At 42.6% G+C, this 18,885-nt stretch carries 16 protein-coding genes; 4 read left to right on the top strand and 12 right to left on the bottom strand.

The window, feature by feature from the left end:
• Positions 1-103: 103 nt before the first annotated feature.
• Positions 104-487 (bottom strand): hypothetical protein, encoded by a 384-nt coding sequence (locus ATB74_RS07450; RefSeq protein WP_061017626.1) that lies wholly within the window; start codon positions 485-487, stop codon positions 104-106.
• Between the two features lie 156 nt (positions 488-643).
• Positions 644-2,356, bottom strand: coding sequence for an RluA family pseudouridine synthase (locus ATB74_RS07445; protein WP_061017624.1), 1,713 nt, complete (start codon positions 2,354-2,356; stop codon positions 644-646).
• 291 nt (positions 2,357-2,647) lie between these two features.
• Between ATB74_RS07445 and ATB74_RS07440 the strand changes: the two genes are divergently transcribed.
• Positions 2,648-3,100: an NUDIX hydrolase gene (locus ATB74_RS07440; RefSeq protein ID WP_060981676.1), complete on the top strand. Its 453-nt coding sequence runs from the start codon at positions 2,648-2,650 to the stop codon at positions 3,098-3,100.
• A 17-nt stretch (positions 3,101-3,117) separates the two neighbouring features.
• Here ATB74_RS07440 and ATB74_RS07435 read toward each other — a convergent pair whose 3' ends face one another.
• The 6 genes from ATB74_RS07435 to ATB74_RS07410 all read right to left on the bottom strand — a co-directional run bounded on the left by ATB74_RS07435 (position 3,118) and on the right by ATB74_RS07410 (position 7,598).
• Positions 3,118-3,555 carry a bifunctional diaminohydroxyphosphoribosylaminopyrimidine deaminase/5-amino-6-(5-phosphoribosylamino)uracil reductase RibD gene (locus tag ATB74_RS07435; RefSeq protein ID WP_060981675.1) on the bottom strand — a complete coding sequence of 146 codons (438 nt, stop codon included), beginning with the start codon at positions 3,553-3,555 and terminating at the stop codon, positions 3,118-3,120.
• A 169-nt stretch (positions 3,556-3,724) separates the two neighbouring features.
• Positions 3,725-4,279, bottom strand: coding sequence for a nucleotidyltransferase family protein (locus ATB74_RS07430; protein ID WP_060981674.1), 555 nt, complete (start codon positions 4,277-4,279; stop codon positions 3,725-3,727).
• On the bottom strand, positions 4,276-4,566 hold the full coding sequence (locus ATB74_RS07425) for a putative quinol monooxygenase (protein ID WP_060981673.1): 291 nt from the start codon (positions 4,564-4,566) through the stop codon (positions 4,276-4,278). Before ATB74_RS07425 ends, ATB74_RS07430 begins: the two co-directional genes overlap by 4 nt.
• A 952-nt stretch (positions 4,567-5,518) precedes the next feature.
• Positions 5,519-6,376: a hypothetical protein gene (locus tag ATB74_RS07420; protein WP_061017620.1), complete on the bottom strand. Its 858-nt coding sequence runs from the start codon at positions 6,374-6,376 to the stop codon at positions 5,519-5,521.
• On the bottom strand, positions 6,376-7,230 hold the full coding sequence (locus tag ATB74_RS07415) for an ABC transporter ATP-binding protein (RefSeq protein ID WP_061017618.1): 855 nt from the start codon (positions 7,228-7,230) through the stop codon (positions 6,376-6,378). The genes ATB74_RS07420 and ATB74_RS07415 overlap by 1 nt, the downstream gene beginning before the upstream one ends.
• Positions 7,227-7,598, bottom strand: a complete 372-nt coding sequence (locus ATB74_RS07410; protein WP_017060587.1) for a GntR family transcriptional regulator — start codon at positions 7,596-7,598, stop codon at positions 7,227-7,229. Before ATB74_RS07410 ends, ATB74_RS07415 begins: the two co-directional genes overlap by 4 nt.
• A 164-nt stretch (positions 7,599-7,762) precedes the next feature.
• On the opposite strand from ATB74_RS07410, the gene ATB74_RS07405 reads away from it, so the two are divergent.
• Positions 7,763-10,348: a bifunctional diguanylate cyclase/phosphodiesterase gene (locus ATB74_RS07405; protein WP_061017616.1), complete on the top strand. Its 2,586-nt coding sequence runs from the start codon at positions 7,763-7,765 to the stop codon at positions 10,346-10,348.
• A gap of 18 nt (positions 10,349-10,366) precedes the next feature.
• Here the strand turns inward: ATB74_RS07405 and ATB74_RS07400 are convergent, their stop codons facing one another.
• The 4 genes from ATB74_RS07400 to ATB74_RS07385 form a co-directional block, all read right to left on the bottom strand.
• Positions 10,367-12,112, bottom strand: a complete 1,746-nt coding sequence (locus ATB74_RS07400; RefSeq protein WP_061017613.1) for an EAL domain-containing protein — start codon at positions 12,110-12,112, stop codon at positions 10,367-10,369.
• An 807-nt stretch (positions 12,113-12,919) separates the two neighbouring features.
• The gene (locus tag ATB74_RS07395) at positions 12,920-13,399 is read right to left on the bottom strand and encodes a type II secretion system protein (protein ID WP_060981668.1); all 480 of its coding nucleotides are present in this window, start codon (positions 13,397-13,399) and stop codon (positions 12,920-12,922) included.
• A 264-nt stretch (positions 13,400-13,663) separates the two neighbouring features.
• On the bottom strand, positions 13,664-15,655 hold the full coding sequence (locus tag ATB74_RS07390) for a putative bifunctional diguanylate cyclase/phosphodiesterase (protein WP_060981667.1): 1,992 nt from the start codon (positions 15,653-15,655) through the stop codon (positions 13,664-13,666).
• A gap of 98 nt (positions 15,656-15,753) precedes the next feature.
• The gene (locus ATB74_RS07385; RefSeq protein WP_061017611.1) at positions 15,754-16,311 is read right to left on the bottom strand and encodes a hypothetical protein; all 558 of its coding nucleotides are present in this window, start codon (positions 16,309-16,311) and stop codon (positions 15,754-15,756) included.
• A 534-nt stretch (positions 16,312-16,845) separates the two neighbouring features.
• Here ATB74_RS07385 and ATB74_RS07380 point away from each other — a divergent pair.
• Complete coding sequence (locus ATB74_RS07380; protein ID WP_060981665.1) at positions 16,846-17,526, top strand: response regulator transcription factor; 681 nt, start codon at positions 16,846-16,848, stop codon at positions 17,524-17,526.
• Positions 17,519-18,868 (top strand): sensor histidine kinase, encoded by a 1,350-nt coding sequence (locus tag ATB74_RS07375; RefSeq protein WP_061017609.1) that lies wholly within the window; start codon positions 17,519-17,521, stop codon positions 18,866-18,868. Before ATB74_RS07380 ends, ATB74_RS07375 begins: the two co-directional genes overlap by 8 nt.
• Positions 18,869-18,885: the final 17 nt, after the last annotated feature.

Raw genomic sequence — 18,885 nt, 5'->3', positions numbered from 1 at the left:
ATTGGAGTTAATATGCGCTAAGGCTAGGTATCACGAGACCTCAAACACGATCGAGGACGCCCTAAATCGTGTTTCATTACCGAATTTTCGGCTTAGTTTTGGGTTATCTACGTCTTGGGCGTTTTTCTACCAAACCGTTACGCTCTAAGCCGCGTCTTACGCTGCTGCACAGTTTGCCAAAGCGACGTAATTCTTCGAAATTTGGCCCTTGGCCTATTGAAATATTATGTTCCCAATACATCAATTCACTGTCGACCATCTCTAGCAGTTTCTTCGAGCAACCCGAGCAGTTTCCTTTCGGCCCGCAGATAAACGTCTCTGACTCATAAAGAGGAAGTTCGTTTTTTACTTCTTCGATGAGATTCAGCATTGCCGAATTCAGGTCCGGCTTTTTTGTTGTTATTGGGTTCAAACTGGTTGGTGCTTGCGCAGCAAGTAAAGAAGACGTTTGTGTGTTGGATTGTAAATTCAAAGCAGCTGATGACATATCAAAGGCCTCAAGGAATGAAGAAGGTTGGCATGCTACTCTTCGCAACAAAGTGAATCTTGATGTAGTGCAATAAGCGTGGAGATATACCCAAAAGAGGTAGGAGCCACAAGCGTTGTGACTCCTTTCAATAAGACTCGTTATTAATGAGAGATCTTAGAATTCCGCGTCAAACTGGAATTCCATCCACTCTTTGGTGATTGGGTGGTGCAGCGCAAGTCTTTCCGCGTGTAGGTGCAGTCGGTTGGCTTTATTGCCATATAGGCCATCACCGACGATAGGCTTGTTAAGGCCTTCTTCATGTGAACAGTGAACACGCAACTGGTGTGTACGCCCTGTTTTAGGGTGCAGGTAAACCTTAGTGGTTTGCTCGTTTCGCTCAATCACTTCCCATTTAGTTTCTGCAGGTTTGCCGTGCTCGTAGCAGACAATTTGACGAGGACGATCGTACAGGTCACCACGCAGCGGTAATCGAACATAACCCTCATCTTCGGTCAGAACGCCTTCAATCATCGCGACGTATCGCTTCTCGACTTCACGAGTAATGAACTGCTTCTGCAGGCTTTTATTTGCTCGTCGAGTCAGGGCGAATATTAGAATGCCAGAGGTCGCCATGTCTAAGCGGTGTATCACGAACGGCCCTTCCACATCAGGATGCATTTCCTGAACGCGAGTGTAGGCAGAATCTTTGATGGTCTTGCCCGGTACTGAAAGGAACCCTGCTGGCTTATGTACCACAACGATGTGCTCATCTTGGAACAGAATATCCAGTTCTTTGCCTTCAGCAGGGTTCTCTAGTAATGGGTTTGGATCGACTTCAAGGCCTTTCATCATGTGACCTAAAATCGGCACACATTTACTCTGACAAGAAGCGTAATATTTCTTGTGCTTGCGGATTTCCGATTTTGGAGAGCGACCCCACCAAAACTCAGCCAATGCCAACGGAGTGTAGCCATTTAAATACGCATATTGCAGTAATTTGGGCGCAGCGCATTCGCCAGAGCCAGCTGGTGGTATCTTGTTTGGCGTGTTTTCAAAGATCTGGTTAAGGTCTTCAACGTTTCCTTCCGCATTTTGGAAAGCGTATTGTGAAAACAACTTGTGTTGAAGCTGATGAGAAAGGTGTGCCCTTTGCTCTTTGAGTTCAGCCAATTGAGCTGTAAATACGTCAACTTTGCCTTGAAGCTCTTTTAGGGTCTGCTCCCAATTGAGTTTTAGGTATTTTTGTTGGTTTTTATCAGCAACACTGGCCTTGTTTAGCTCGTTATTTAGCTGCTCGAAGGCTTGTTCATCAAGATTCTCTTTACCTTGTTCACGTTGTTCTTTACGTGTTTTTCGGCCTTCAATAATCAATAGGCGTTGAGCTTCAATCTCTTGTTCAGCTTGCGCTTTTTGCTGTGCCAGTTGCTCGCACAATTCAAGGTATTCAGTATTTGCTTGCAGCGCTTTAAACTCAGCGTTTACAGCCATCATATCGGCTGTGTCTTGATGGAAAAAGCTGTCACTACTCAGCATGTCGAATACGGGTGGTACAAAGTGAGGCAATAGGTTTTGGTCGGCGATTTTGCCTGAAAAAGCAGAGAAGTAACCCAATTCACCTTCTGGGCTTTTCACCAGTAACACACCAAACATTTTGCCGCGACCAGCGTCAGAATCTAGCCCGAAGTCATGCTGCCAGTCGGTTTGAGTTTCTAAATATTGTTGAAGCTGATGAGAGGCGATTTCACACAGTGGGTGCGGTTCGTAGTAGAACGGAAAGGTGAAACGCTCAGGCAACGAATATGACTCGATCGGCTGTTGAAAACGAGTGAAGCAATGCTCAGGTGTGTGGCTGTTTTCTGAGTCGTGCGTTGGTTTTGATGAGTGCATAGTCGTATTAATACTTATATCGTGGTGATAAATGGTTGTGAGTCTACTGTGTATGTTTAGAGACGTTAAACACAGTACAAGGCGGCGATTCTACTCTTTATCGAAAAGCGCCTCAAATAAGAAATGCTTCTATTACTGGATAGTTAAATGAGACGGTTAACACTGAGCCCATGAGTTATAGCTTGAACTCCATTAATTGATGAGTAACTTCTCGTTTTTAATCATAGAAGACAATTTAACAAACCAAGGGTGGTAGCCTTGTCGCCCTCTTATGAAAACTAAGGTAACGTTATGATTCCACTCAATACTTCGATTGTATCTGGTGTCGCTATTTCAGAGATCGACGGACAAATGAAAATGCTACTAATGAAGCGTGTGAAAGGTGAGTTTTGGTGTCATGTTGCAGGCTCGATTGAAGCGGGAGAAACAGGCTGGCAGGCTATCGTGCGCGAGTTTGAAGAAGAGACCCAAATTAAAGTGGAAGCTCTGTATAACGCGCAGTTTCTGGAGCAGTTTTATGAGGCTCACGTTAATGTGATTCAGCTAATCCCTCTATTTGCGGTGCTATGCCCGCCCAACCAAGCGATTGAACTGAATGACGAGCACACGGAGTATTGTTGGTGCAGTTTAGAAGAGGCGAAAGCGTTAGCGCCATTCCCTAACCAACATGCTGTCTATGACCATATTTGGTCGTATTTTGTCGACAGGCCAGCGAACCCGCTTTATCGAGTGAAATTGAACTAATACTGGCTGTTTAAGATCTAGGACTTACCAAGGTAAGGAGTTAAAAAGGCGCTTACTTGCGCTTGGCATAATCCCACATCAACCTTCACGCCGTGCGATTCAAGGATCGCGACACCACGACCATTATTGCGAGGGTCTGGGTCTAGCATCGCCACCACTACGTGTTTTACACCGGCTTTAACCAATGTATTGGCGCAAGCGGGTGTTCTACCAACAAATGAACATGGCTCTAAAGTTACGTAGGCGGTAACCCCTTCCATTTCTCCGTCCAATCCGTCGTTATAGCTATTGAGTGCTTCAACCTCGGCGTGGTTTCCGCCAACTTTTTGCGTGTACCCAACAGACACCACCTTATTGTTCTTCACCAAAACGCAGCCTACTGGCGGGTTTGGTTGGCAATCAGGTAAGGCTTGGCGCGAAGCCTCGAGTGCTTGCAGCATGTATTGTTGGTTCATGGTCGTTACTCTGTATGACGAGAGAGCGTAGCAGCTAGTCACCACGCGCGGTTGATGAGTTGGTTAGTGCTAACTTAATAAGCTACTAAGTTAGTTAGCTAACAAGTGGGCATGTTCGATCTGATTGGGATTTTAGTCAATGGTTTTAGCGTTTGAATTCGACTGCTAGTTAACGGTGACTAATCGTTAACTTGGGCCACTGGATCAGCCAGTCCTTGGATTGTACTCTTTGATCAAAGATCTCTCGGCTACGCTTTGGGTTGGGTGTGATTTGCAAATCAAACAAACTTTCTAAGCCAAAAGCAGAAATACACTCAATTTCTCCGGTTAGCTTTTGTTTGATACCAACTGCAGTCTCTTTCTCTGGCCAAAAACTCATTGCTTCTAATGAGCTTTGGTAAGGCTCATCCCGATTTCTGATGTGCATGCAGGCTTGATTACGAACTTGCCAATTCAGTTCGGGTAAGCGTTGTTTAAGCAGAGCCTCGTATCGAAGAGCCGATTCGTAAGAGGTATCAATGGGATCAAAGTAGATCACATCAATATCATTGAGTGGAGTCGGGGAGGCATAATCATGTAGGTGATCCCAAGCGAGGTTTCTCACAAAGCCTGCAGCAACGTAGCACTGCGGTAAATCCAGCTGAGCGACACAGTCTAAAACCTGCATTCGTAAGGGATCTTGTTTGATTAATGTGATGATGCGGTTGGCTAAGGGCTCTGTCATTGTGGTGTGGTCACGTCGGTGACTTGGTAATGACGTGTCACGTTCTTGGATATATCACCCCATTCAGACGTTTTTACTCGCTGTTGGTGGGATTCAAATGCTTCTCGGCTAGTGAATTCTTCATACACTTCAAAGCGATTAGGTTGAAGCGTGCTTTGACTGACTCGAAACACGATACAACCAGGTTCTTCCAGTGTCAGTTCTTTGTGCACAACCAAGGCTTGTGTCACTGCTTCTAGATCGTTGTCTGGAACTAGAATATGCCCTTGCAGAATTACTTTACTCATTATTACATCCATTTAATTACGTCTATTTAATTTTGTCCATTACGGCTTTTTTCTATCAAAAGCTCTATCCGTTACAAACATAATCCCATTTTGATGTTGTGACGTATAGGCTAATGTGGTGATTATTTGTTCACATTGAATTTGGTTTTAGTTACGCGGTAACTTTTAGGATGGTGTTAGCAATAAAAGATAAGACGTTGGAACTAAATCCGCGTTGGTCCGGTCTATTAAGTAGTATCATTGAACTGTATTGATACTGAAATGAATTTGTCATCTGAGAGAACTAACCTTAATTTTGAACAGTGGCTCATAGGATTGAATTGAGCCATAGTTGATATCTAGGTCATACTTTGATGTAAATGGTACTCAAAACTCTATATATTTTGTGATTTGTATCATTGATCTGGGCATCAAACACCGTTAGATTCGAATGGTTGGCAATAAAAATAGCTCATGAAGAGCAGTTAAAGAAAAGGAAATATCCCTTATGAAAAAAATGAGAAGAGCACAGCTTCATCGCGTTCGTATCCAATACTGGAAAGACACGTCAAAAGAAGCATCAAAGAAATAAGCTTTAAATCGTAAAGCTTTAAAAGCTGAAAAGCTTAATCAAATGTAAAACGCAACAAATCGATTTCATTAGCACTCTCAAGGACCTTCATCTGGTCGGCGACTAACGAAGTCATCCTCCAAAGAGCTGGCAGGCATTAACAACAATGCAATTCAATGTCAGCTCATTAATACCTCTCCTGTTAGTTTATCTTCGTTCGTTAAATCTATTCCCCTAAACTAAAACTGTTTGTTCCTTGTTCCTTGTTCCTTGTTCCTTGGTTCCGCACCCTGTATTCGTTAGGGCCCTGATAATAAAAAAGCTCCCGATTTCTCAGAAGCTTTGATTTAGATTTTTGTACCTGATGTGACGCCCGATAAAGGCTCGTGCTTAGGGTAGACTCTAGCGTTGGAACAGCGTCTTTAAACTCACATCGTCTGTTCTATTTAGCTTTAGGCTTAGCAGATAACCGCCAACGCCAATCAGTACGTAAATACTTAACGATAAAATCGGCGCTTCAGCAATCGCGCTGAATGGGTTGCTTGCTGTCAGTACCTTCAGTGGCAGTGATGCGATGAGAGATAGGAAATCGTTGATGCCATAGAACCCAAATACAGCGACAGAGAGGAACTTAATCGCATAGCTTGAGATAAAAATGACAAGCAATGGAGAGTTCACCAACTGAGAAATCGCTAGGGTAACCGTTGCTAGTGGTAGTAAAACCAGTGCAACTAACATCATTCGTCCGAAGAACACGAGCCAGTTGCTTAGCACATAAAACAGGGACTGCTGCTCAACCAGTAACGCCAGTTGTTGCTCGCTAGACACGTTCAATATCCAGAATAGTAAATCGGCGAAAAGCACTAGCAATGCACAGATAGCCGGAATTACCACTAAACCGAAGCCTAGCTTCACGCCGTGAGTCATTGCGTTAGACACTGGCATACTTCTCCAAAACATTGAACTGCCTTCTTGGCGCTCTTTACGCAGCGTTTTAGGGATGTAAAGCGTCGATAGGACCAGTGAAATAAGGCCCGCGCCAAAGTAGATCACTGAGTTGAGGTCTTGTGCGAACTCTCTGTGGATGTCGCTCACGTCACCGTTCACTTGCATTTCGAAGAAAAACTCATGCTGCGCTGCGCCATTGAAAAATAGACTAACGAACAGCAAGAAACCACATAACGCGACAAACAGAGGTAATCGAGTGTTAATTTTGTGCTCGATGAGTTCTTTTTCTAGCATGTAAAAACTTGGATGCATTATGCCTTCTCCGTCTGTGTTGCAAGGAATAGATCTGCGAGACTAACGTTATAGATGTTACCCAGTGATTCAACCTGCGCTTTGTATTGGCCTTCCAATAACCACTTAGTGGTGCCCAGGCCTGATTGTGAGGTCAGTGGTTTGAGCTTTTGTATCTCGCTCGAATGGTTATTTGCGACTTCGATAATGAAATAGTCGTTTTCGATGTCTTCCATGCTCTTTTGCAGCACACAATGGCCTTGTTTTAAAATCAACACATCCGTTAATAAGTGTTCAATCTCTGAAACCTCATGGCTTGCAATGATCATGGCGCGTTCGCCGTCGTGGAACCACTCGAGTAGGTGGCGATAAAAAGTATCGCGGTACAGCAAATCTAGGCCAAGTGTCGGCTCATCTAAGATCAACACTTGAGTATCAGTCGCGATGATGATCGCAAGGTGAAGTTGTACCTTCATTCCCTTAGAAAGTTGCTTGATAGTGGAAGACAGTTTGATGTTGGTGCTGCTTAATGTCTGCTCTGCTTTTTGCTTGTTGAAGCTTTGGTGCACACCTTGGGTGTATCGAAGCAGTTGTTTAACGGTCATCCATTCGGGTAACACGTTAACGTCTGAAATGTACGATAAGTGCAGCATGAGTTCCGCATGCTGGTGGATAGGGTGGTAGCCGTTGACTTCGATTTCACCCTGATAGTTATGCCCACCAAGCAGTGATTTGATGAGAGTCGATTTACCCGCGCCATTGTGGCCCAGCAGGCCAAGCACTTGCCCCGGTTTTAACTCAAAGCTGATGTTCTCGACACCCACTTGATTTGAATAGGTTTTGGTTACGTTTTTCACGGAAAGTAAAGTACTCATGACTTGTCCTTTATATGTTGTGCTAGCTGTTTCACGAGTTCTTCGACACTCATATCAATGATGCTTAGCGTCTCAGCGATGGCTGGGATCTGTGTGTTGATGAATGATTGGTGTGCAGATTCTTTCAATTTTTGCAGTGCCCCTTCGGCCACATACATGCCTTGGCCGCGTTTTTTCTCTACCAAGCCTTCATCCACCAGTAACTGGTAGCTTTTCATGACGGTAAGGTGGTTGATCTTGAGATCGGCGGCAACCGCACGCACAGAGGGCAGTGCTTGTAGCTCTAGCCAAACACCTTGAAGAATTTGGTCACTGATCTTGGCGGCAAGCTGCCTAAAGATCGGCTGGTCGTCTTTCCATTCGGTCATAATTAAAACTGCATGGTGATATATATGTGTATAACACTAACCTTTTTTCCGAGATAGACAAGCTTTTTCTATAAATTAGCTGAATGTTAACTTTTATGGTTGGCTGTTCAGTAAAATGATGACATTATATGGAATCCTGTTCTGTTCTGTTGTGTTGGGTTTATATGTTGCATATTAATGACAAAAAGTTGGTCTGGTTTACCAAATATTTGCCGATTACCATCATCATCTTTTCTGCAATCGTCTTGAATGTAGCGATGTTTACCAGCGTAGATCAGAAGGTCAAGGCATTGGTAGACCTCATCAGAACAGACTACATCTCTGCTCAAAAGGACTCTATTGAGGCGCAAGTACTGCAAGTATCGCAACAGATAAAGCACACTCAGCGTCTTGTTGAAATCGAGGTAAAAAAGCGCATCACACGTCGACTGGATAGAGCCTATACCGCTGCACAGAATATCTACTCCTCGAATCAACACCTGCCGGAAGAAGAGCTTAAATTACTCATTCTTAACGAAATCAGAAAGCTGAGCTACGCGGACAAAAAAGACTACATTTACGCCTACGATATGCAGGGCACAGTGCTGGTTCACCCTCGCGCTCCAGAGTTAGAAAATACCAATCAACTTGAAACGACTGATAGCCGTGGTGTGGCGGTCATCAAACAACAAATAGCGCTTCTTAAGCAGAATAATGGTGCTTATTCCCGCTATTTTGTGCCTCGTCCCGGCTTTGATGGGCAAGACTTTGAAAAGCCACACATCGGCAATACGCACTTCGAAAAACTCAGTTACATTCGTCGTTTCGAACCATTTGATTGGTATTTGGGCACTGGTATTTCTCTCGATGATGTTAAACGAGTCAGCTACCAAAGAATTCTCGATATATTGTCGAAGATAACGGTCGGTGATAATGGATACTTGTTCGTTTTTGAACAGAATGGTGACAGCTTACTTCACGCACACCAAATCCATATTGGGCAAGATCTTAATGTTTACGATGACCTTGGAAACAACTTCAAGCAAGACGTTTTAGCGCAAGCTGAGTCTGGCGGGTTTGTTAACTACATCACCGTTGATAAACAGGGTTTTATCGGCCCCAAAAGTAGCTATGTCAAAAAGGTAGGTGATTGGGGATGGATAGTGGGTACTGGCGTGTACTTGAATAATGTAAATGCTTCCATTGAACACAGAAAAGACCAACTACTCTCGGAATCTCGTAATGAATTTGGGCTCATTCTTATCTTGAGTGTGCTGGCTACCTTGGTCTGTATTTTTATCAGCGTTCTAGTGAGTCGACGAATATCGCTGCGCTTTGATCAAATGGAGCAGAGAATTTCCGACGACTTCAATCGAATCCAAAATAGCCGCCGTCGTCTGCAACATATGGCAAGACACGACTCTTTGACCGCTCTCCCTAATCGCTCTGAACTTGAAGTGCAAGTGAACCGAGCCATCGCTCACTCTAAACTTGAAGGCAAGCTGGTGGCGTTGGTCTTTGTTGACTTAGATAACTTTAAACGCATCAATGACCAATATGGCCACGCAAGCGGAGATGAGCTGCTGAAACAGATAGGTTCGCGATTTGAACGAATCTTAGGGACTAACGATATCGTTTCACGCTTTGGGGGGGATGAGTTTGTCTTCTGTCTGCCGGGAATTCACGATCTTGTGGAAGCGGAACAGAAAGTCCAACAAATCCAAGATGTATTCAAATCGCTATTTAATATTCAGGGTACTTCAGTCTCTACCCAGTGTTCGGCTGGCGTGTCGATGTATCCTTATGACGGGACTGAAGTAGAGGAACTGCTAACCAAAGCCGACATTGTGTTGTACAAGGCTAAAGAATTGAATAAAGGCGAAGCAATTTTCTATGACGATGTGATCAATCGAAAAGTGAAGTACGACTTTTCGGTGGAAGAGCAGCTTAGAACTGCGTTAGAGAGGGGCGAATTTAATGTACTGTATCAACCTCAAGTGGATTCTCATTCTGAGCAGCTAAAAGGCGTTGAGGCATTGTGTCGTTGGAACAACGGCTTACTTGGTTTTGTGTCTCCGTTGGATTTCATTCCTGCGGCAGAGCGGGTTGGGAAGATTCATGAAATAGGGGAATTTGTACTAAGGAAAGCATGTGAAGACACCTTAAACTTGATGCCAAATGGACCTGAGGCGGTAGGAGTTTCTGTAAACGTGTCACCTAAGCAAGTTTTCGAACTTGGTTTCGATGATAAGGTCATTCGCCTCGTCGAAGAGGTGGGCATAGCTCCTTGCCGAGTGACGCTAGAGCTGACCGAAAACATTCTCATCAAAGATCTGCACATTGTCGAGCCGGTACTGAGAAGGCTTAGAGAATATGGATTTGGCATTTCGCTCGATGACTTTGGTACCGGATTTTCATCACTGAACTACCTGAATACCCTGCCGATCACAGAGATAAAGATAGACCGCTCTTTTATTGGAAAATTGAATTCCAGTCAGCACAGTGAAACCTTGGTTAAAGCTATCATCGATATTGGTGCATCGTGCCAGATGAAAGTGGTCGCAGAAGGGGTTGAAACCCCAGAACAGATGGCGAAGTTACAGCAATACCACTGTGATTTACTACAAGGTTATTACTTTGATAAGCCGCTCTCTGCCCAAGGGTTAGTTGACGCGTACTTTCCTGCGAAGCTTGAAGACTGCGTTAGATCTAAAATTAGAGCTACGCCATATCCATTCGACGCAGCAGGGCCAACAGGTGCTGAGCTATAGACGTTTGATATTATAAAGTTACCCGTCGGTTGTGCTTTGAGGTCTGCTATACAGATAACCTTGATGTAAGTTGTAGCCCAACTGACACAAAATATATTGTTGCCTACGCGTCTCGACACCTTCATAAATCATCGTGATGTTTGATAAGCGTCCAATTTCCGAGATATTAAGCAATACACCCTGATGGTGCTCTCCTGACTCGATATCCTTAACAAAACAGCGATCCAGTTTTAAATAGGTGGGAGATATGACATTGATGATTTCGATGTTGTTATTGCCCGTACCAAAGTCATCCAGTGCGATGGTGATACCAAGCTTTTTGACATCCTTAATGTTATCGATAACCTCACATCCATAGCCAATGTTCGAATACTCGGTAATCTCGACGACAAATTCATTCGCTTCCATCATGACTAAATGCTCTTTTAATTTGGCAAAGTTAGAGCCGACCAAGGCACTCGGGCATACATTGACACCATAGATTTCATGGTTGTTGTTTAATTTAGCTCTTCTTACCGTTTCGATGATCAAAATAGTATGCAAGGTAAGTAAATTGGAGCGTCTCATCGTGTTGATGAAGCTCAAAACGCCAACGTTACGAACTCTCGATAGCAACTCGTAATACAGAACGCTGTTATCTTCGGTGTTGATGATGGGTTCTTCTTCGAAGGAAATGTGCTTCCAACGAAACATGTATATGACGAAGCCAAGAATGTAGGAGCGATAAAGTAGAGTGGCGAGAATCAAAGAAAGTGCAGCCCACAGGGCAACAATATCGTCACTGTAGAAGGCGATGGTTGCGCCGGTTGGCAGTGATGCTTGATAGATAGCTTTGCTTTCTTCACCTAGATTCAGAATGTAATAACCATTCTTCTGGATAGAGACTGAATCGACTAACAGAGGCAATAATGAGTTCTTGTATCTAGCTTCAATAGAGCGCTTAGAAATTCGCACAGTAAGGTCAATGTCGCGCTTGGTATCTGCAAAACGTGAATAAGCAAAATCGGCACTATCGTAAAAGTCATCAACTTGATCAAGCTCTACTATTTTCGAGCGCGTTTTGGATATATAACATGAACCGCGAGACGTCGTCATAATGACAGAATCAAGGTTGAGTGAGTGCCTTAGCGAGTGTACGGCCCCTTCGTTATTGCAACCGTAGTCCATGATCTCTTGCGCAATATGTTTGGTGTTTTCGCTGTATTCATCTGCAATCTTCGTCGTATAAAGGATTTGGAAAAAGTAGACAACGAAGAGGAAAAATGAAGAGATGGTGAGCACGGCTATCAGAGCCTTAATCAGTTCTCGATGATAAGTCTTGAACATCAGTTTTAACATCTCTATCTGACTGGGCTTGAATCGGTTGATGTCGTATTTCGGTGCGATACAGTTTGTAGAGCTTTTGTCGAGATCGATGAAGTAACCCACCTTATAAAGGTTAGAGATAAGTTCGCTGTTATTATCGATCTTCGCTTTTTTACATAAATTCCGATACTTTTTTCTTATTGAAGCGATAATGTTCTTTAATGCGTATAAGCTGAACTCTTCATCAAAATGTAATTTAAAAGATTCTTCAACGTCTCTCGCAGATTGAGGGTTAGATATTGATGAATGTTCAATAAGATATTTGAAAACAAAACTCTCTTTACTATTAAGACTTTCCTCTGATATCTTATTACTGTTGTTTTTTATATATATTTTTTCTTCATTGTAGATCAGTTGCAAGCTCTCATTATTGTTATTTATATTGAAAGAACAGTGCATGGCTCAACTCCTAAGCGATAGTTATTATATTGGCGTGATGGCTGGGATTTTCATTCAACACAAGAGTTCGATCTAAATAATATAACCAAAATGTCACCATTTTCTCTCAAGATGTTGATATTAATCGCAGAATTTGGGCTTGAATGAAAGGTTATGGAGATGTTCACCCAAAAGTTGAATTTATAAATGAAAGCCAATTATTTACAAGGGCTAGGGGGGATTTATCCATTTGTTTTGGTATTTATCCATTCCACAGCTCCTATGTGGTAGGTTTAGTTACAAGATTTAGAGGTTTCTAATGTAGCTTTTGATGGTATTCATTCAGTTTATCGATATGTAAGATTTATCAGAAATTTTCAGGATAAAATTAAAATATGTCAACTTATGTGATTGTTAATATGATTTAATTTATATGTAAGTTTGGTTGTGTAAATAATGTGACAAGATGATATAGTCGATGATTTTATTTTTTGTTGTGTGTTTTATTCTTATTTTTATATATTAACTTATAATGAAGAGTTAAGGGGGGAGGGGTTAGATAGCGTGAGGGATTTATTTATACCTATCTATTTATGAAAGGTGTTTAATGAAAACACTGTTAACATTTATATCAAACATGCACCCATGTAGAAATTTACAGACTAATTATAAAGAGTTAAGTTTGTATTATACCTTGGGCAGTGCTTAAAGACGTAAATAGTAACAAAGTAGTGTTATTTTTGAGCAAATATTATCGTACCCTCATGATATTCAAAGAGCTGCCTTGATGGCTTAGCGCTGATTCTTGAATGAGTACATCGTGAGTATTTAACATGCGCCATCAAGTACGACGATCTGAGGTTCTTTTTCTGGTTGATAAAGTACCTGACAAAAATTTCCTTCAGGTGAATAGGTGTAGTTATCTGCGTCAAAAGAGATAGCGGCCACTCTCTCAGCATTGCTGTCAGGAACCACTTCTTTATTGATTACATGGAGCTCTGTTCTGTCGATATTGAGCAGTCTTCTTAGTGAATCAACATAGGCTATCGGATAGCCATGGCAGACGTAGTAGGTTTCAATTTCCGTCTTCTCAACATAGTTGCACTCACCCTCGACACCTGCAATCGCAGACTTAGCGTAAATCATATCGATACCAGTACGTAAGTTACCTGCCACATCGTGTATTTTACTCGCACGGGCGCTCCCCTGAACGTCTAAGAACTTGAGCATAGCCGTAGAAGACAAGATCGCTAGAATCGATACTGCGATGATAAGTTCTAAGAGAGTGAAGCCGTTTTGTCTGCTCATATTTACCGGTGATGTGATTTGATAAAGGGATCGCTTGAGGGTAATCGAAATACCAAAGTCATTACAGAAGGTAGGTATATCTGCTATATGGTGTATGGGTTGTCTTACTAATTAATTATTAGAAAAAACAACAGCTTGGTGTTGTTTTTCCATTATTATGTGTTGTGTAAGCATACGTAAGCGTTCATATTGCGCCACTCTGCTGATTACGGAGTGTTCTAAAACTTGAACTTATTGATAAGTAATATTTTAAATATCGATGAATCAACCCGTTAAAAATTGGCTTTCTACTTCATTTGATGGGATGGGCTTGCTAAATAGGAACCCCTGCAAATACTGGTATCCGCAATCGATTAAGAATTCTTTTTGCACTTCTGTTTCGACACCCTCAGCTACCACTTTAAGCCCCAATTTGTCGCAGATAGCATGGGTAGCTTGAACAATTGCTTTGCTCCCTTTATGCGAACCATGGACAAAGCTTTTATCGAGTTTGACTGTGCTAATTGGCAGATCATGCAACATCGAGAGCGACGAGTAGCCTGTACCAAAGTCATCAAGGTGAAGCTCTACCCCCAACTTGGAGATATCGTTTAACGCTTGTCTGACTTCACCGTGCTTGAAGATCATTGAGGACTCGGTAATTTCAAGGGCAACACTTTGAGGCTGGATATTGTAGAAGTTAAGCATTGCCGATAATTGCTCGGCAAAGGTAGCGTGCATCTGAATGCTCGAGATATTGATGCTCATCATTAATTCGCTATCAAACTCTCGTTGCCAAATCGATAACTGTTTAAGTGCTGAGTTAAGAACCCATTTCCCGAGCGGTACAATCTGACCTGTTTCTTCCGCTAAGGTTATAAACTCATCAGGCCCGATGTTACCCAGCTCTTTGTCCGACCATCGAAGTAGCGCTTCGAAGCCTTTCACCTTATCACTGTTGGTGTTCATGATCGGTTGGTAATGAAGATTGAGATCATCGTTTTCTAGGGCGCGTGTGAGTCGATGGCGGATTTCTACCTTACGGTGAAGAGTTTGTGCCAAGCAAGGAGTAAAAGTTTGGAAACGATTTCGACCATTGGCTTTAGCAATATGCATCGCCATACCTGCTTGCTTAAGCAGTGATTCTTGATCGACGGCATTATCAGGGAAATGTGCGGTACCGATGCTACAACCAACAGACAAGGTACCAATGCCTTTGATATGGAAACTCCGGTTCAAGGCATCAATAATACGAGTGCAAAGCAGCGGGATGTTTTTATTTCGACAGGTATGAGCAATAACAATGAATTCGTCGCCACCAAATCGACCGATCATGCATGTTTCATCAACCAACTGTTTAAGACGCTCGCCAACTTGTTTGAGTAGTTGATCACCGACACTGTGTCCATAAGTGTCATTGACCAATTTGAAGCCGTCAAGATCAACAAACATCAACTCAAAGGGCGAGCGATAGGCAATACTGGTTTCTAGAAGATTAGTTATTCCACGACGATTATAAAGCTCAGTTAAACAGTCGTGCTCTGCGTTGTATCTGGCTTTGAGTAGTTTCTCTTTCTGTTTGGTTGTACAGGTGAGGTTTAACAGCAGCTCACTTTTATCAAATAGCCACTTTCCTTGAACGTCAAAGTGATGGGTTTTGTTATCTATTTGACAGCTGACTTCTTCTAGAATTTCACGACCTTTACGTGCGGCAAACAACCACTGTGCAGCGGTCTCTTCGCTTGAAACAAAGTCGGATAGCGTGCCAAACGGTGAACCATAGTTTTGATAAAATGCGGAGTTAGCACTCACTACGTTTCCAGTCCTATCAAACAAAAGGGAAAGGTTTACGCCATCTGAGCAAGTTAGGTCGTGTTTTAAGCTGCCTTCTTCAGCAATGACTTGCACCAACATTCCTGTTCGACCATCGGGCAATGGGATTCCAGAAAATAGACACAATGCACGCTTAGAGATGTAGTTTGGGGTGAAGTTCCACCAAATCTTGATGCTTTCGTTACGTAGAAATTGCCTTTGGTATTCTTCCAAGGTCGCTTCTATTGCCTTTGACATCTCTATACTAAAGTCGCGCGACGTCAGCTCAAACATAGATTCCGACTCCCAAAGAGGGAGGGCGCTGCTATTTGCCCAAGTTATTCTCTTATTATCAATGTCATATATCCAAATAGGACACTTGAGATGCTCGAAGGGTTGATAACTGGTCATCATATTGAACTCGGTGAACTGATGTTTTGGTCGAACCGCGCCCAGCGAACTTATATGTTCAGCCGGTCGCTGATCAAATTGAATTCTGGCCTTGAACAGCCTTTAAGAAGCTGTTTTAAACAAGAACAAAATGGTATAGAAGAAACAGCGTGTTAAAGATTAAGTGAGCGGATGATTTTGGTCACTTTGCCTTCAGCGTTGCTTTCAATGACATAGCCTTTTTTATCATCAAAAATCTCACCGTCGATGAAGTGCCAACCATTTGGCTTATTGATGATCTCTTTAGGAAAGTTCTCATCGAACATGGAATGATTTGGGTAGACCGTTTCAATAGCTTCAAATAATAACTGAGCTTCATCTTGGTTGGTGACTACGAAGTCTTCTTTAAGGCACATCGTCAATTCCGGAAGGGGTTGGGTGGTGAAGGGTTCTGTCATCGAGCCTAAAACACCGTTGTGCGAGTAAAAACGGTATGAACCAGAACTGCTCTCGCTCCCGTCGGGCGACTTGATATAAGGGGTTGCACTGTAGAACTCACAGTTGAAGACCATCTTTTGAATGATGCTAGTTTGTGGCGTGACCTGAATATCTATCCAAGAGTTAACTTGTGCTTGAATCTGTTTCACCATTTGTTGTTTATTGGTGTCAGCCAAGAGCGGTGTTGAAAATAAAACTGTGGTGGTGAGTAACAGTGAAAGCGGTTTATTCATCTTAAAGTGAACCCTGTGAGAAAGTGATAATGACCAAATACTGAAGCGATGCATCAATTGGCTGAATGTTACTTTAAGAAGATATTGCTTAATAGGACATGCCTCACACTGAGAAATGGAAAGCACTGGTGCTAAGTTGAAGTAATCGATTTCTTTCGATTGTAAGTCTCTATTATTAGTTTTTTAACCTGCTAAATTATTGTTTTATAGTGTTATTGACTATCATGTCGTTAGTGTATGGATGGTTGATTTGATAGGATTTTGTAAATGCCTCAAATGTAAGTGCAAGTAAGAAAATAAAGCGAATGTAAGTGGTGGATAGGCGATTAATACAGCCCTAGCAGATCGTTCTGAATGGTGAAATCTTCATAAATTGAGGCGTATTGGTTGTTGACCCCTGTGTTTGTAAACGTGTATGTACAAAAGTGATTACTATGTTTTGCGTACGGTAAAGTTGGGGCTCTAACCACAATGTTGATGATATATGAACAGTATATATACTGCCCTCGCTTTTAATAAATACTGGTGATAGGAATGTCAAAAACCAAAGTGCTCATTGTTGAAGATGACCAAGAGATAGCTCGTTTAACTACGCTTTACCTCGAAGCTGAAGGCTACAATGTTAGCGTTGTTCATGAAGGGAATTTGGCACTTGAAGCGATCCGAAGTATTGAACCTGATTTAGTTCTGCTGGACTTGATGCTTCCAGGTATGAGCGGCGCGCAAATTTGTCGTCAAGCTCGTGAGTTTTACAATGGAATGATCTTAGTGTTGACCGCCTCTGCCGATGAAATGAGCGAGGTTAGCTTGTTCAAGTTTGGAGCGGATGATTACGTTGCAAAACCAATTCGTGGTCACGCCTTGTTGGCACGAATTGAAGCGTTATTACGTCGAGCTGTTCCTGCTCCGGAAGTAACAGCTGAAAAACAGTGCGATATCGTGATCAATAATGCAGCCCAAAGTGCCACTCTGTATGGACAAAACCTCAAGCTCACCTCGGCCGAATTTGAAATCTTAAATCTTCTTGTTAATAACATTTCTCAGGTTGTCACTCGAGACCAGTGCTGTCAGTTATTTAGAGGCATTGATTATGCCTTTAACGACCGCTCGATTGATATGCGAGTATCTGGTTTGCGCCGAAAGCTACGTATTCACGCCAAAGACAAACAGTTGATCCGCACGGTTCGCAACAAGGGGTACATGCTGGTTGCGTAAGTTCATTACTGCGAAACTTCGCTCGGTTTCGATGTTTGCTCGTTTATACCTTGGGATTGTGACTGGGATGTCGGCAACGATATTTTTATTTGTGAACCTTGGTGAAGGGTACATGCGAAGGACCGAGATCGAAACCTTCCTTAATGATGGAATCTACTTTGCTGAACAGTATGTTCGCCAACACAACCAAGAAGACTCGCTATATAAAACACTCGATAGAACAGGCTACCAACAATTTTATATCTTCGATTTACGCCTGTTGAAAGATTGGTCGGGAGAGACTCCCTGCCAGCGATGTGAGTTATATACGACCTTAAACGGTGTGCCAATATATTTAAGTGAAGATAACCTCTATTCGGCAGTATTTCAGTTGCCAAACTCTGAATTTAGTTTTGGATTCAGTGAGGTTGGGGATTTTTTCTCTCCTGATATTGAATGGTATGAAGATTCAGAACGGCACTTTTTGCTAGGGCTGTTATTAGCTGTGATTGTGGCGATTGGAGCAAGTGTTTACTTACCTGTGAGGCGTTTTCAAGAAAGAATAGAGCTGCTCGTCGAAAAGCAGAAGCAGTTTGGTAAGGGGAAGCTTAGTACGCGCTCTGATTTGGATGACATCCATCCTGTTTCAGATTTAGCTAGCAGCTTTAACTTCATGGCTGAAGAGATCGAGAGCAAGGTGAAACAGAGTCATATCTTTGCCCAAGCTATCCCACATGAAGTACGAACCCCGTTAAGTCGTATTCAATTGGCGACCGATATTTTAAGAAGGGGAGCGCCAAATAATCATCAAGTTCTATTCGATGATATTGATAACTACATTGAGGATATCAACGAACTAACGTCAGAAATTATCATGCTGTCGAAGTTGAATGTAATGGACAACTCGTTCTTTGAGTTAGTGAAAGTCAGAGCGAGTTTACTTGAGTATTGTTTAGATCGGATCCGTTATTCTGAGTTGGACAATGTCAGCTTCGAATCAAAGGTACAACAAGACAGTACGATAAAATGTGATTGTTCAATGGCGCGTTTAGTGTTCGACAATCTTCTTAAGAATGCTGGCAACTACACTCAAGACCAAGTGTGGGTGACGTTAGATGAGAACTCAGAAAGTTGGTTAGTGGTTGTTGAGGATAATGGGCCTGGTATTCCTTATGAGCGCCGGGATGAAGTGTTTCTTCCGTTTTCTCGACTAGATTCAAGCAGAACGTCGACAACGGGGGGGCTAGGCTTAGGCCTGGCGATTGCTCTATCGGCGGCTAAAAAACTTTCTTGGGATATCAAAATTGACGACAGTAACCACGGTGGTGCCAAGTTCAGTATCGTGATTCCAAAGGTTGCATAAGCTGTAGCTTTAAGAGC

This window comes from Vibrio splendidus (genome assembly GCF_001557875.1).
Classification (GTDB): Bacteria; Pseudomonadota; Gammaproteobacteria; order Enterobacterales; family Vibrionaceae; genus Vibrio; species Vibrio splendidus_F.
This window is presented reverse-complemented; position numbering and strand designations above follow the sequence as displayed.

Excerpts from the sequence above, each read along its gene's own strand:
- ATB74_RS07450 (WP_061017626.1), bottom strand. The coding sequence starts at position 487 with ATGTCATCAGCTGCTTTGAATTTACAATCCAACACACAAACGTCTTCT.
- ATB74_RS07445 (WP_061017624.1), bottom strand. The coding sequence starts at position 2,356 with ATGCACTCATCAAAACCAACGCACGACTCAGAAAACAGCCACACACCT.
- ATB74_RS07440 (WP_060981676.1), top strand. The coding sequence starts at position 2,648 with ATGATTCCACTCAATACTTCGATTGTATCTGGTGTCGCTATTTCAGAG.
- ATB74_RS07435 (WP_060981675.1), bottom strand. The coding sequence starts at position 3,555 with ATGAACCAACAATACATGCTGCAAGCACTCGAGGCTTCGCGCCAAGCC.
- ATB74_RS07430 (WP_060981674.1), bottom strand. The coding sequence starts at position 4,279 with ATGACAGAGCCCTTAGCCAACCGCATCATCACATTAATCAAACAAGAT.
- ATB74_RS07425 (WP_060981673.1), bottom strand. The coding sequence starts at position 4,566 with ATGAGTAAAGTAATTCTGCAAGGGCATATTCTAGTTCCAGACAACGAT.
- ATB74_RS07420 (WP_061017620.1), bottom strand. The coding sequence starts at position 6,376 with ATGCATCCAAGTTTTTACATGCTAGAAAAAGAACTCATCGAGCACAAA.
- ATB74_RS07415 (WP_061017618.1), bottom strand. The coding sequence starts at position 7,230 with ATGAGTACTTTACTTTCCGTGAAAAACGTAACCAAAACCTATTCAAAT.
- ATB74_RS07410 (WP_017060587.1), bottom strand. The coding sequence starts at position 7,598 with ATGACCGAATGGAAAGACGACCAGCCGATCTTTAGGCAGCTTGCCGCC.
- ATB74_RS07405 (WP_061017616.1), top strand. The coding sequence starts at position 7,763 with ATGTTGCATATTAATGACAAAAAGTTGGTCTGGTTTACCAAATATTTG.
- ATB74_RS07400 (WP_061017613.1), bottom strand. The coding sequence starts at position 12,112 with ATGCACTGTTCTTTCAATATAAATAACAATAATGAGAGCTTGCAACTG.
- ATB74_RS07395 (WP_060981668.1), bottom strand. The coding sequence starts at position 13,399 with ATGAGCAGACAAAACGGCTTCACTCTCTTAGAACTTATCATCGCAGTA.
- ATB74_RS07385 (WP_061017611.1), bottom strand. The coding sequence starts at position 16,311 with ATGAATAAACCGCTTTCACTGTTACTCACCACCACAGTTTTATTTTCA.
- ATB74_RS07380 (WP_060981665.1), top strand. The coding sequence starts at position 16,846 with ATGTCAAAAACCAAAGTGCTCATTGTTGAAGATGACCAAGAGATAGCT.